The sequence below is a fragment of the Sphingobium sp. Cam5-1 genome (genome assembly GCF_015693305.1).
In the GTDB taxonomy this organism is placed as follows: Bacteria; Pseudomonadota; Alphaproteobacteria; order Sphingomonadales; family Sphingomonadaceae; genus Sphingobium.
In genome coordinates, this window is record NZ_CP065139.1 from 915,514 (window position 1) to 928,629 (window position 13,116).

General features: G+C 61.5%; 15 protein-coding genes and 1 pseudogene. 6 read left to right on the top strand and 10 right to left on the bottom strand.

Annotated elements, in window-relative coordinates:
• Window positions 1-123 precede the first annotated feature (123 nt).
• Together IZV00_RS18100 and IZV00_RS18105 are read left to right on the top strand one after the other, a co-directional pair.
• Window positions 124-639 (top strand): nuclear transport factor 2 family protein, encoded by a 516-nt coding sequence (locus tag IZV00_RS18100; protein WP_196226989.1) that lies wholly within the window; start codon window positions 124-126, stop codon window positions 637-639.
• The gene (locus IZV00_RS18105) at window positions 636-1,709 is read left to right on the top strand and encodes an alcohol dehydrogenase catalytic domain-containing protein (RefSeq protein ID WP_196226990.1); all 1,074 of its coding nucleotides are present in this window, start codon (window positions 636-638) and stop codon (window positions 1,707-1,709) included. Before IZV00_RS18100 ends, IZV00_RS18105 begins: the two co-directional genes overlap by 4 nt.
• A 292-nt stretch (window positions 1,710-2,001) precedes the next feature.
• Here the strand turns inward: IZV00_RS18105 and IZV00_RS18110 are convergent, their stop codons facing one another.
• On the bottom strand, window positions 2,002-2,403 hold the full coding sequence (locus IZV00_RS18110) for a VOC family protein (RefSeq protein WP_196226991.1): 402 nt from the start codon (window positions 2,401-2,403) through the stop codon (window positions 2,002-2,004).
• 103 nt (window positions 2,404-2,506) lie between these two features.
• Between IZV00_RS18110 and IZV00_RS18115 the strand changes: the two genes are divergently transcribed.
• From IZV00_RS18115 to IZV00_RS18125, 3 genes and pseudogenes are all read left to right on the top strand, one after another.
• Entirely contained in the window at window positions 2,507-3,595 is a 1,089-nt protein-coding gene (locus IZV00_RS18115) for a DUF1214 domain-containing protein (RefSeq protein ID WP_230463418.1), read from the top strand.
• Window positions 3,574-4,056: a nuclear transport factor 2 family protein gene (locus IZV00_RS18120; protein ID WP_196226992.1), complete on the top strand. Its 483-nt coding sequence runs from the start codon at window positions 3,574-3,576 to the stop codon at window positions 4,054-4,056. The genes IZV00_RS18115 and IZV00_RS18120 overlap by 22 nt, the downstream gene beginning before the upstream one ends.
• A 190-nt stretch (window positions 4,057-4,246) precedes the next feature.
• Window positions 4,247-4,679: pseudogene (locus IZV00_RS18125) on the top strand (transposase); the annotation flags it as partial.
• A 58-nt stretch (window positions 4,680-4,737) separates the two neighbouring features.
• Here IZV00_RS18125 and IZV00_RS18130 read toward each other — a convergent pair.
• The gene (locus IZV00_RS18130) at window positions 4,738-5,058 is read right to left on the bottom strand and encodes a hypothetical protein (RefSeq protein WP_196226993.1); all 321 of its coding nucleotides are present in this window, start codon (window positions 5,056-5,058) and stop codon (window positions 4,738-4,740) included.
• A 160-nt stretch (window positions 5,059-5,218) separates the two neighbouring features.
• Here IZV00_RS18130 and IZV00_RS18135 point away from each other — a divergent pair, with 160 nt between their 5' ends.
• Window positions 5,219-5,728, top strand: a complete 510-nt coding sequence (locus IZV00_RS18135; protein WP_196226994.1) for a hypothetical protein — start codon at window positions 5,219-5,221, stop codon at window positions 5,726-5,728.
• A 269-nt stretch (window positions 5,729-5,997) separates the two neighbouring features.
• Here IZV00_RS18135 and IZV00_RS18140 read toward each other — a convergent pair whose 3' ends face one another.
• From IZV00_RS18140 to IZV00_RS18175, 8 genes are all read right to left on the bottom strand, one after another.
• Window positions 5,998-6,945, bottom strand: coding sequence for an alpha/beta hydrolase (locus tag IZV00_RS18140; protein WP_196226995.1), 948 nt, complete (start codon window positions 6,943-6,945; stop codon window positions 5,998-6,000).
• 82 nt (window positions 6,946-7,027) lie between these two features.
• Window positions 7,028-8,200: an acyl-CoA dehydrogenase family protein gene (locus tag IZV00_RS18145; RefSeq protein ID WP_196226996.1), complete on the bottom strand. Its 1,173-nt coding sequence runs from the start codon at window positions 8,198-8,200 to the stop codon at window positions 7,028-7,030.
• A 3-nt stretch (window positions 8,201-8,203) separates the two neighbouring features.
• Complete coding sequence (locus IZV00_RS18150; RefSeq protein ID WP_196226997.1) at window positions 8,204-9,406, bottom strand: acetyl-CoA C-acyltransferase; 1,203 nt, start codon at window positions 9,404-9,406, stop codon at window positions 8,204-8,206.
• Window positions 9,407-9,423: 17 nt separating this feature from the next.
• Window positions 9,424-9,864, bottom strand: coding sequence for a nuclear transport factor 2 family protein (locus IZV00_RS18155; protein ID WP_230463419.1), 441 nt, complete (start codon window positions 9,862-9,864; stop codon window positions 9,424-9,426).
• Window positions 9,865-9,870: 6 nt separating this feature from the next.
• A complete protein-coding gene (locus IZV00_RS18160; protein WP_196226998.1) occupies window positions 9,871-10,335 on the bottom strand; it encodes a MaoC family dehydratase in 465 nt (154 codons plus the stop codon).
• A gap of 2 nt (window positions 10,336-10,337) precedes the next feature.
• Window positions 10,338-11,129, bottom strand: coding sequence for an SDR family oxidoreductase (locus IZV00_RS18165; RefSeq protein ID WP_196226999.1), 792 nt, complete (start codon window positions 11,127-11,129; stop codon window positions 10,338-10,340).
• Window positions 11,126-12,202 carry an acyl-CoA dehydrogenase family protein gene (locus IZV00_RS18170; protein ID WP_196227000.1) on the bottom strand — a complete coding sequence of 359 codons (1,077 nt, stop codon included), beginning with the start codon at window positions 12,200-12,202 and terminating at the stop codon, window positions 11,126-11,128. Before IZV00_RS18170 ends, IZV00_RS18165 begins: the two co-directional genes overlap by 4 nt.
• Window positions 12,202-13,107, bottom strand: coding sequence for an SDR family oxidoreductase (locus IZV00_RS18175; protein WP_196227001.1), 906 nt, complete (start codon window positions 13,105-13,107; stop codon window positions 12,202-12,204). Before IZV00_RS18175 ends, IZV00_RS18170 begins: the two co-directional genes overlap by 1 nt.
• Window positions 13,108-13,116 lie beyond the last annotated feature (9 nt).

The following is a 13,116-nucleotide window of genomic DNA, read 5'->3' on the forward strand; positions in this document are numbered from 1 at the left end:
GGCCAGCAGTCGCCCTGTCGAGAAAACGGCAGACAGGTTCTTTTGCGCCTTCCTTACCGGCGGGATGGGGGCTATCCCGCATAGCGATAATATGCGCGTAACCGCCCGCTAATGGAGAGATAGATGTCGCAGCCATTGCTTGACCGGATCGCACTACATGATCTGGTCATGCGCTACTGCCGTGGATGTGATCGCCGCGACTTCGCCTTGGTGCGAACGCTGTATCATGATGACGCGATCGACGATCATGGGGCAATGTTTCAGGGAGGTCCCGACGACTTCGTTGCCTGGCTGCCCGAAATCACCGCGCATTGGGACCTGACGCGCCACAATATTACGAACAGCCTGTTCGTGATCGATGGCGACCATGCCGAGGGTGAACATTATGTGGAGGCATGGCACCGGACCCACGGGCCGGGCGCAAAGCTGTTCATCGCCCTTGGCCGCTATCTCGATCGATATGAACGGCGCGATGGCGAATGGAAATTCACATATCGCAGCCTGGTGTTCGATCATGGATCGATCGTGCCTGTTGATGAAGAGGCTTTTGAACGCATGAGCAAGGACGCACCCAATGGCCGCACGGATCGGGATGATCCGTCCTTCCGTTATCCCCTGCTGGCGGGGTTGAGCGCATGAGGGCCGCGATCTGGGATGGACAGTCGCTCTTCGTTAGCGACCGATTGACGCTTCGCCCTGTCGGCCCCGGCGAGGTGCGCGTCCGCGTACTGCGGTCGGGCATCTGTCATAGCGACATCGCGATGTTGACGCCGCATTTGCCCAATCTACCTGTCGTCCTGGGTCATGAAGCGGCTGGCGAGATTGCGGAATTGGGTCCGGGCGTCGAAGGCTGGGCCATAGGCGACCATGTCTGCGTGGGCACGCAAACGCCTTGCGGAAAGTGCCGTGAGTGCCAGCGTGGCGAACCGCATAATTGCGACATCAATTGGGGCTTTGCGCCGGGCTTCCCCTTCACGCTGGATGGAAAGCCCGTGGCGTCCTTTGCCAACGTCTCCTCCTTCGCCAGCGAAATCGTGGTGAAGGCGTCGCAGCTCTTCGCCATCGATGATCTTCCGTTGGACCAGGGCGCGCTGATCGGGTGCGCGGTCTCGACGGGTGTCTGCGCCGCCCGCGTTCTGGGCCGCGTGCGCGCCGGGGACACCGTGGCCGTTTTTGGTGTCGGCGGCATCGGCGTCAACGCGATCCAGGGCGCCGCCCGGAACGGCGCCCATGTAATCGCTGTCGACGCCAATCCCGCCAAGGAAGCGACGGCGCGGCAATTTGGCGCGACCGACTTTGTACTGGTGGACCCCACACAGGACAGCGAAACGGCCGCCGCCGCTTTGGCTGGCAAATACGGCCCTATCGATGTGGTGGTGGAATGCAGCGGCGCGGTCGGCGCCATCAACACCGCCTTGCGCTGCACGAAGCGCGGCGGCCGGGTGGTGCTGATCGGCATGTCGCGCCCCGGCGCAGAAGCGGCGCTCCCGCTTGGCAGCTTCGTCATGGGCGGTGAGGTGATCGCAACGATGAACGGCGGCGCGCTGCCTGATCGGGATTATCCCGAACTCATCGCGCAGGCGCGCGACGGCCGGTTGAACATCGCCGACCAGATCAGCGGCATCTGGCCGCTCGATCAGATCAACGATGCCATCGCCGCGCTGAAGGCAGGGGAAGTAACCCGCGCCGTCATCGACCACGAAATGTGATTGAGGGGCAATCTACTCCCTTCGTCACCCCGGGCTCGACCCGGGGTCCCGCTTCTTTTCCGACGCTGCCGAGGTAGCCGGACCCCGGATCAAGTCCGGGGTGACGATCATTCAAACCCCACGCATCCTAAAGCTTCGTGCTTTATTTCGGCACCACCTCATAACCCCGTTCGGGCTGAGCCTGTCGAAGCCCTTCCCTTTTCTAAATAGAAGTAGAGCCCTTCGACATTCTAACGAGGCAAGTGACTCGTTAGGGCAGCCCGAACGGGTTGAGTGATGCAGATTAAAGGCGCTACGCGTTCAGCATTTGTAGCAACTCGACCCTGTGGCATTGAGGGTCGAGGATATAGGCAGCGCGCAAACCATGTTCGGGTACGTCGGTCGCACCGAGTTCGATCGTCGCACCGGCGGCGGTCGCAACCGCCAGGGTCGCGTCAAGATCATCCACCACGAACCCCGTTGTCGCCTCTCCGGTGGCGGGGCAATTCCGGTTGGGATAGCTGACCAGAATGAAGTTGGGGGCGGGGGGCTGAGCGCCCGCAGTCTTCAGGATCACCTCGTTCATCAACGCCTCGCCTTCGCCAAGATTGATATACCCCACCACCTCAAGCCCGAACAGCTGGGTGTAGAAATGTTCGGCCGCTGCAAGGTCCTTGACGATGATCTTGGTGAAACTGAAGGCTAACGCGGTCATTCCTCAACCCCTTTCATGTTACGCATTTATGTGAGACAATCTCCATATCAGCGCCTGAAAATGGCGTAAACCATTCCATCTAATACGCATATAGGAGAGTAGGGTGACCGGACAGCAAGGTGGAGAATTGCGGTTATCGGCCGTCTGGCGGAATTTCTGCGACCAGCTGGCGCAGGCGGGCGACGTTCTGGACCGCCCCAGCGCGCCCGGCACTGCGATCGATCAGGCAGAGGGATTGCGTTATCTTTCCCGGCTGACGCGTACGGCGCTCAACATGCTGGTCGATTCCAGCGATCCGGATTTTCCGCGCATTTTCCTGCTGACCGATGACGCGATCAAGATCGGGGCCGATAATCCCGACAATCTCTATCAGCAAATCGTCGTCCGGGGGGATCGCGACTATCGCATCACCGGCAAGCGGAACAGCGTGCCCTATTTTTCCATCGGGTCGAAGGCAAACCGTTATGCCATCGACGGCACCATGGCCTCCACGGGCGAGATCGAACTGGCCGACATGCAGTTCGGGCCGGATGGCAGCTTCGAGATCATCGTCAGCAAGACGCAAAAGCCCGGCAATTGGCTGCCGATGGCGGATGACACGACCTTGCTGATCATCCGTCAGACCTTCAATGACAAGCGCGCCGAAGTCGCGGCGGACGTGCATATCGAACGGATCAGTGACGGCCCGGCCGTGCCAGTCATACTGGCGCCGGAAACGATCGAGGCGCAGTTGAACGGCGCTGCTGCGTGGGTGCGCGGAACCGCGAATACTTTCGCGGACTGGTCGCAATGGTTCATGGAACAGCCCAACCGCATCTATGAAGGCAAGGAACAGTCGGTTTACCAGCGCGCCGGGGGCGATCCGAAAATCTGGTATGGTCACATCTATTACGACCTCGCTCCCGACGAAGCGCTCGTCATCACTGCGAAACCACCGCAATGTCGCTTCTGGAACTTCCAGATCGACAATTGGTGGATGGAATCCATGGACCATGTGAACCGCAAGGTGTGGGTCAATGGCGCACAGGCCAAATATGAGGAGGACGGCAGCGTCATCCTGGTCTGCGCCGACAAGGACCCCGGCTACGGCAATTGGATCGACCTGTCGGGCCATCGCCAGGGAACGGGCCTCTGGCGCTGGATAGAGGCTGATGAGCATCCCGTGCCGCAATGCAAGGTCGTAAAGCTCTGACCGCCTCGGCTGACTTCCCCGCGCGTATCGCCATATTGGAAGACCGGGAGGCGATACGCGACCTCATCGCGCGCTATGGCCCTTTGGTGGACGCGGGCAATTGCGCCGGGGCCGCCGCTCTGTGGGCCGAGGATGGCGTCTATGAAGTCGGCGGGTTCGGCAGCTACACGGGCCGTGCCGCGATCCAGGCTTTGTTGGAAGGGGAAAGCCACCAGAGCTTGATCCATGGCGGCGCCGCCCATGTCCTCAGCCCGCCGGTCATCGATCTGGACGGCGACAGCGCAACCGCCCGAACCTATTCCGTCGTCTTCCGCAAGACGGGCGATAGTTGGGAAGCCCACCGCGCCTCCGCCAATAGCTGGCACCTCGTGCGGGTCGGCACGGAATGGAAGGTGGCCCGCCGCATCAACCGTTTGCTTGACGGATCACCCGATGCCCGCGCGCTGATTGGTGGACGATAGCGGCGGGTAAAGGCGCGCCGTGGGTGCGACCGTCTTACCCGGAAGTATCCACACCAAAGCTCTTTTTCCATCACCCCGGGCTTGACCCAGAGTCCCGCTGCCTTGGCAACGTCAGAGAAGAAACGGGACGCCGGATCAAGTCGGGAATGATATATGTGACAAAGCAAGCCGCATTCTGCATGGCATGTGCATGGACATCACCGCACCCCGCTTCACCGATGAAAACGCCGCCCGCGAGCATCATGAGCTTGCGTTGGCCGGATGGCCGGTATTGCCCGCGCTGTGGTTCGTTCAACTCCAAGCGCCTTCCTGCGCAGCGTGGCCGTAAGACGAAGGCTCACCCCGAAGGTGTGCTTCGTCATGGCGTGACCCAGTGCAATGATTGCCGTGAACAATACACTGTTACGGTCGGCACTGTGTTTGAGAGCAGCAAGATCGGCCTTCACAAGTGGGTGCTCGCAACCTTCCTTCTTTGCTCATCCAAGCGCGGCATGTCGGGCCACCAACTTGCCCGTATGCTTGGCGTGACGCAAAAAACGGCGTGGTTCATGTCGCACCGCATTCGTGAGTCCATGCGCCCTGTTGATGGCGTGCCTCCGCTTGGTGGCGAAGGCAAGACCGTTTAGGCCGACGAAACCTTCATCGGCGGCAAGGAAAAGAAGTATCCAGATACCTGTGATATCATCCTAAGAAGGTAGAGATGATAGAAACGGCAATCGCAATAACCGCAGCAACGAGCGCCAGCGTTGCAATTGTGTTGGCGTTCTTTGCCTCCCGAGCAGCGTATCGCGCCGCCTCGGCGGCAGCCCATCCCGCGTCTTTGGTTGACCTCGCGATTTCTAGACTTTCGGCTTTAGAGGCTGCTTCACGTTCTTGATCTTTTCGTGCCAACCAAGCGGTGGCGGCGATGTCCCTACCTCTGCCGCGCCCATAGCGGCCTAGCGCGAGATTTTGCCGAACGGCATCTTCTCCGGCTTCCTCTAGTTCGTCTTCAAATCTCACTTTGACCGTCCCCCCGACTCATCCGAGCGAGGAACATATCACTGACTAATCTTTTGGCTTCTCTTTCGGACTCGACTTTTTCAGCGGTTTATGCGGCTTAGGTGGCGTGTTGAGCATCCGGCGCAGCACATCATCCTCTTGTTTTTGTTCGGTGCTCGACATGGCTAATTCTCCTGACATTGCCGCCCTTATACCGGCTGAAGCCCTCCAAGAGATAGGACGTCTAATCATCAACTGGTCCCAGGTTGAAAGTGTGTTCGACCTAATTTTCCTGAGGATTGTTGTGATGGAAGGCAAGGAATCCATGACAATGGATGACCCAAAATTCAAAGAAATGGCCCACGGCATAAAAAGGCGGTGCAAAAGATTAAGGCTTCACTTTAAAACGTCCAAGCTATCTGACGAAGAAAAGTTACCTTGGATAAAGGCACTTGATACACTATCGTCTCTAAATCGGTGGAGAGACCTATTGGCGCATGGAGTTATAAACCCTCTTAAAGACGGAGACTCTGCTGCTGCTGTTCATATTTATTTTAAAAGTTGGAACTCACCCACGAAACATGATTTCGGGCCGGTAAAGATTTCCGCCATTAAGCAAAATCGCGAAAAAATTGCTCTGCTTTGGCATGAACTAATCCGTCTGTCACTTGAGGGACAGACAGGTGTTTGATGCGGACTGCCTCGATAATGCCATAGATGCTACGCGCCATTAACGCATTGTCATATTCATCAGAGTGGGCGCACCAGTGAAGGAACGCCCATCCTCCGCCTCTGCCGTTTCCACTGTAATCTCATTACCCACCGGCCTGTCACGCAGGCTCTTGCTTTGTCATGTATATCACTCCCAATCAAGTCCGGGGTGACCATCACTCAAACATGGTCATGCTCCAGCGAGGGACGGCTCCAGCTTTTCTAGGGCCGCCCTTCCGCTTATGCGGTTCAGGCGGTCTGACGAGCGACCGCAAACTGCTTTTTCGCAAAGGCGCAGGCATCCGCCATCGCCTCCTGCGCGCCCGGCAGAAAACCGATCCATGACACGAACCCATGGACCATGCCGGGATAGCGCTTCACTTCCACTTCCACCCCGGCCTTTTCCAGCACCGGGGCATAGGCTTCCACTGCGTCGCGGATGGGGTCGCATTCGGCGCTGGCGATAAAGGCGGGCGCCAGGCCCTGATGGCTCGTCGCCTTCATCGGACTGGCGCGGAAATCGTCGTAATCGCTCTCGTCCTTGATGTGCAATTCCCAGAAATAATGCGCATCTTCCAGGCGCAGCACAGGGCCGTTGGCGAACTCGATCGCGGACCCTTCTTCGGGGATCGGATGGATGCCGGGGCCATACCAGTTGATCTGCGCCGCGATACGGGGCGCGCCCGCGTCTCTTGCGAGAAGGGCGCAGGCGCTCGCCAGCACGCCGCCCGCGCTATCGCCCGCCACCGCGATCAGGGCGGGATCGCCCCCCAGTTCGGCCGCATGCGCCGCCGCCCACTGCGTCGCGGCCCAGCAATCCTCGAAGGCCGCCGGGAATTTATGCTCGGGCGCCAGGCGATAGTCGACGGACACCACGATGGTCTCCGCACCCGCCGCCAGCCCGCGCGCGATCATATCCTGCGTGTCCAGATCGCCGACAACGAATCCGCCGCCATGGAAATAGGCAGTGACTGGGAAAGGTCCCGCGCCCTCGGGCGTATAGATGCGCACCGGTATCTCACCGTTCGGTCCCGGAATGGTCCGATCGACGATCGAGGCAAGGGATACAGCAGGGGGCGGAAGCTGGATCGAACTCGACCGCACCGCCTCCCGCAACGCAGGAACCGGAGCAGTCCGGATCGGCGGCCATTCCGGTTGATTGGCGAACATGGCCTCAAGCTGCGGGTCTAGCGGCATCTCGATTCTCCTCGTTTCGTTTCAATTGTGCATCTTCTTCTTTAATTCGCGAGCGCCACCGGAGCGACGCACTGAATATTCCTCATCCTCTAGGTTCTCTTGGCATAGCTAATCCGCGTTCGGCGATGATGTTGCGCTGGATCTGGTCGGTTCCGGCGTAGATGGTATCGGATCGAGACATGAGGTGCATGGTTGTGAGGGCGCCCATGCGTTCGTCGTTGATGCCTATTTCGCCCTCTTGTCCCATTACCGCCATGGCGAGGTCGCCAAGCGCGACATGCCAGCGGGACCAGTAGAGTTTGTAGGTGTATGCGGCGCCGGTGAGTTCGGGGTTGGCTTCGCCGCCTGAGAGCATGCGCAGGGCGTTGTAGCGCATGATCTTGAGCCCGGCATGGGCGGTGGCGATCTTCTGGCGGGTGAGCGGGTCTTGTGCCTTGCCGTTGGCCTTGGCGATGGCGATGATGTCGTCCAGTTCGTTCCTGAACTGCATCTGCTGGGCGAGGGTGGAGACGCCGCGTTCAAAGCCAAGGAGGGCCATGGCAACCTTCCAGCCTTCGCCTTCTTCGCCGATGCGGTCCATGGCGAGGGCTTGCGCTCCATCGAAGAACACCTCGGCAAATTCGGCCTCGCCGGTCATCTGGCGGATGGGGCGGGGGGTGACCCCGGGCTGGTCCATGGGGACCATGAGGAAGGAGAGGCCCTTGTTGCCGACGCTGCCGGGCTCTGTGCGGGCAACGACGAAGCACCAGTCGGCGATCGTGCCCATCGAGGTCCAGATCTTCTGCCCGTCGATGATGTACGTATCGCCTTCCAGGCGTGCCTTGGTCTTCACATTGGCCAGGTCCGATCCTGCGCCGGGTTCAGAATAGCCCTGGCACCAGATCGCCTTGCCGGTGGCGATGTCGGGGAGGAACCGGGCCTTTTGCTCCTCGGTGCCCATGGCGATCAGCGTCGGCCCGAGCAGTTCGACCCCCAGATGCCCCGCGCGCGGCGGACCCTTGGCTCTGGCATATTCCTCGGCGAAGATGATCTGCTGCGCGATCGAGGCGCCGCGCCCGCCCCATTGCTCAGGCCAGCCAATGACGCTCCAGCGCGCCTCACCCAGGGCTGCTTCCCAGGCGCGGCGCTCCTCGACATTGTCGACCTGGTTGGTCTGGCCGCGAATGGCCTTGAACGGACCGCTAAGCTGTTCGTTGAGCCAGCTCGCGGCCTCTTGCCGAAAGGCTTTCAATTCAGGGGCGAAGGCGAGTTGCATGGATCAGGCGACCTCGAACAGACCGGCAGCACCCATGCCGCCCGCGACGCACATGGAGACGACCACATATTTGACGCCGCGGCGCTTGCCTTCGATGAGGGCATGGCCAACCAGGCGCGATCCGGTCATGGCGAAGGGATGGCCAATGGCGATGCCGCCGCCATTGACGTTCAATTTCTCAGGATCGATGCCGAGCGTGCGCTGGCAATAGATCGCCTGGTTGGCAAAGGCTTCGTTGATTTCCCACAGGCCGATGTCGTCCATCTTGACCCCGGTGCGTTCCAAGAGCTTGGGGATGGCGAACACCGGGCCGATGCCCATTTCGTCAGCGCCGCAGCCTGCAACCTGAAAACCCCGATAGATGCCCAGGATAGGGAGCCCTTCCTTTTGCGCGGTGGCAAGGTCCATGACGACCTGGGCAGACGCGCCGTCGGAGAGCTGGCTGGCGTTACCCGCCGTCACATGCTTGCCTTCCTTGATGACGGTGCCGTTTTTGAACACGGGCTTCAATTCAGAAAGCTTCTCGTAAGTGGTGCCCGCGCGGATGCCCTCGTCCTTGGTCAGGGTCAGCTCTTCCTTGCCGGTCTCATTGCCTTCCTTGTCGAACAGGGCTTTCGTGACCGTGATCGGCACGATTTCATCGTCGAACTTGCCCGCTGCCTGGGCGGCGGCGGCGCGCTGCTGCGACTGGGCGGCAAAGCGGTCCTGGTCCTCGCGGCTGATGCCATAGCGTTCAGCGACGATCTCGGCGGTCTCGATCATCACCATGTACGCGTTGGGATCGCGCGCCTTGATGAACTCGGAGCGGTTGCGGAAGGCGGGATAATGTTTGTCGATGGTGAGCGAGACATTCTCCACGCCACCCGAGACGGCGCAGTCGATCTCGTTGGCGATGATGCCGCGCGCCGCGAACGCCAGCGCGTTCAAGCCCGACGAGCATTTGCGGTCCATCGAAAAGCCGCTGGTGGTGTCGGGGAGGACCGATCCGTGGACGGTGAGGCGCCCGACATTGTAGCTTTGCGTGTTCCACTGGTTGGCAACGCCCAGATAGACGTCGTCGACGCGGGCGGGATCGATCCCGGCGCGGGCGATGGCGGCATCGACCACATGGGAGGACATGAACGGCGCTTCGGTGTCGTTGAACGCGCCGCGATAGGCTTTGCCAACGCCAGTGCGGGCGGTGGAGATGATGGCTGCTTCACGCATTGAACAATATCCTTGGATTAAAAGCCGTGCATGTTGGTGGGGCCCCAATAGGCGCGCATTTCGACGACCTCATTGGCTTCGTTGAAGCGGAAGGTGTCGATGACGTCGATGCGCTTGGCCCCGCCATCGAAGTTCAGGTTCACCGAGAAGGGAAAGACGGCATAGTCGCCCGCGACCCGGACCGGGCCTTCGAGCTTGAGCTTCGCGCCGGTCTTCATGGACTGTGCGTAGAAGGCGCGGATTGCTTCGCGGCCCTTGTGGATGGGGGAGCCGATCGGGTCTTCGACGGTTGCATCAGCGGCATAGAGGGCGGCGACCTGGTCGGCGCTGCCTGCTTCGAACGCTGCGACATAGGCGTTGACGGCGGCTTCCATTTTTACAGGATCGGGCATGGGTCTTGCTCCAGCAGGGGTGGCGAGGAGAGCCAGGACGCAGGCGATGACGGTGCCCCGGCTCATAGTCCTTCAGCTTTCGGGAAAATAGCGGTTGATGGTTTCGACCACGCAGGCGGGCTTGTCTTTTCCTTCGATCTCGACGGTGACGCGGATCACCGCCTGGATGGCGCCGCCCTTTACTTCCTCGGCCGAGACGATTTCACCGGTGCCCCGAATGCGCGATCCGACCACCACCGGATTGAGGAAGCGGGTCTTGTCCATGCCGACGTTCACGCCTGCGGAAAAGCGCCGGACCTCGACGATCTGCGGCATGAACAGGTTGACGAGGGAGAGGGTCAAGTAACCATGGGCGATGGTCGCGCCGAAGGGCCCGTCTTTCGCGCGCACCGGATCGACATGGATCCACTGATGGTCGCCGGTGCAGTCGGCAAAGGCGTCGATGCGCGATTGCTCGATGGTGAGCCACTCCGAGGTGTCGAGCTTGGTGCCTTCCTTGCCCAGAAGATCGTGGGGATTTTCGAAGATGGTCGCCATGTTTACGCTCGCTGGCTGGAGACCGCGACGATTTCGCCGGTCATGTAGGAGGAGAGGTCAGAGGCGAGGAACATCATGACGTTGGCGATTTCCCAGACCTCGGCGGGGCGCTTGAACGCTTCCTTTTCAACCAGCTTGTCCAAGGCTTCCTGGGTCGTCACCTTGGCGAGGAAGGGGTGCATGGCAAGGGATGGCGAGACCGCATTGATGCGCACGCCATGTTCGGCCGCCTCGATCGCGGCGCAGCGGGTGAAGGCCATGACGCCAGCCTTTGCGGCGGCATAATGGGCCTGGCCCTTTTGCGCGCGCCAGCCCAGCACGGAAGCGTTGTTGACCATGACGCCCGACTTGGCGGCGTACATGGCGGGCAGGAAGGCGCGGGTCATGCGGAACAGCGAGGTCAGCGTCACGTCGAACACGCGGGCCCACTGCTCGTCGGTCATATCGACGATATCGGCTTCACCGCCGAGGCCTGCATTGTTGATGAGCACATCGACCCGGCCCAGCGCGGCGAGAGCGGCGTCGCGCAAGCCCTGCACGGCTTCCTCGCTGGTGACGTCGCACACAAATACAGCGGGCCGCTCGACCTTGGCTTCGTCGGCGATGCGGTCGGCCGCTTCATTGAGGCGGCGTTCGTGGAAGTCGCTGATGAGGAGCTTGGCGCCTTCCTCGGCGGCGCGCTTGGCGGCGGAAAAGCCGATGCCGGTGCCGGCCGCCGCGGTGACGACCACGGTCTTGCCCTTGAGCATGCCCAGCGGGGTCGGATAGGGGGGAACAGGCGAGGTCGGGGTCATGCGGCGTCCTTCATGATGATCTTTGCGAGCGCTTCGCGATGCTGGTCTGGGGTGCCGAGCCAGCTGGCGCAAGCTCTGGCGCGCTTGAAATAGAGGTGGGCGTGATGTTCCCAGGTGAAACCGATGCCGCCATGGAGCTGGATGGCGTCGCCCGTGACCGAGCAATAGGCGTCCGACACATAAGCGCGCGCGGCATGGGCCGCTTCAGCCAGTTCCTCGCCATTTTCATCGATCGCGGCGGCGGCATAATAGGCGGCCGAGCGCGAGGCTTCGACCAGCAGCATCATGTCGGCGAGCATATGCTTGTACGCCTGGAATGAGCCGATGAGGCGGCCGAACTGGACGCGCTGCTTGGCATAATCGACGGTGGCGTCGAGGCTGTATTGCATGCCGCCGGTCTGTTCAGCGGCGAGCAGCCCTGCGCCGATGGTCAGCGTGCGTTCGATCGCGGCCTTGGCGCTGCCGGGGACGCCCAGGATCAGCTCCGGCGCCACGTCGCAATCGAAGGTGAGGGTGGCAAAGCGGCGAGTGCGGTCGAGCGCGGGCAGCGCCTCGATGACGAGGCCGGGGGTGTCGGCTTCGAGGACGACGAGGCTCTCGTCAGCGGTGGCCACCACGATGAGCTCTGCGACATGGCCGAAGGTCACGAACTGCGCGGTGCCGGTGAGCTTGCCGTTCGACAAGGTCGGGCGGCTTGCGGTCCCTGCAAAACAGGCGCGCGTGCCCGATGCCAAGCGGGGCAGCAATGCTGCCTTCTGTTCCTCGCTGCCTGCGCTCAGCACCGCCTGGACGGCGAGCACGGCGGTTTCGAAGAAGGGGACGGGCGCAAGGACCCGGCCGGTTTCTTCGAGCACCAGCGCCATTTCCACAGCGCCAAGGCCAAGCCCGCCTTGGGCTTCGGGTATCATGAGCCCGGCAAAGCCCATTTCACCAAGGCTTGACCACAGGCTTTCATCAAAGCCCGTGGCGCCTTCGACGGCGGCGCGGATGACGTCGGGGTTGGCGGCGTCGGTCAGGAAGTCGCGGGCCGCTTCCTGGATCGCGCGCTGGTCGTCGCTGAGCGCGAAATCCATCAGGCGGCTCCGTAGACGGGCTTTGCAGGCTCGCGGGTCTCGATGAGCTTGCGTACGATCGCGTCCATTTCGCTTGCCTCCAGGCGCGCGCCCTTGTCGAAGGCCGGGCTGTCGGTCCAGCCTTGCGAGAGGAAGACCTGCCCGCCCTTGAGTTCAAACACCTGGCCGGTGACGCCCTTGGACTGTTCCGAGACCAGATAGGCGACCAGCGGCGCCATGTTTTCCGGCGCGAACAGGTCGAACTCGCCTTCTTTCGCCTCCATGTCGAACGCGCCGGTATTGGTCATGCGGGTACGGGCGTTGGGGGCGAGCGCGTTGGCGGTGATGCCAAGGCGGCCAAGCTCTGCGGCCTGGACGAGGGTGAGCGTCGCGATGCCGCCCTTGGCGGTCGAATAAGCCGACTGGCCGACCGAGCCTTGGAGGCCCGCGCCGCTTGTCGTGTTGATGATGCGCGCATCGACCGGATTGCCCGCCTTGGACTGCGCGCGCCAATATTCGGCGGCATGGCGCGAGGTACAGAAATGGCCGCGCAGATGGACGCGGATGACCGCATCCCATTCTTCCGGGCTACAGGTGAAGAACATGCGGTCGCGCACGAAGCCTGCATTATTGACCACGGCGTGCAGCGCGCCGAAGCTGTCGAGGGCCTGTTCGACCATGCGCTTGCCCGACTCCCATTCAGCGACGTCGTCGGTGTTGGCGACGGCTTCCCCGCCCATCGCCTTGATCTCGTCCACCACCTGTTCGGCTGCGCCCTTGGTCGCGCCTTCTTCGCCATGGGTGCCAACGCCAAGGTCATTGACGACGACCTTGCAGCCTTCTGCGGCGAGGCCCAGCGCATAGGCTTTGCCCAGCCCATTGCCCGCCCCGGTCACGATCGCAACACGTCCTTCGCAGATACCCACTTGCCTTAC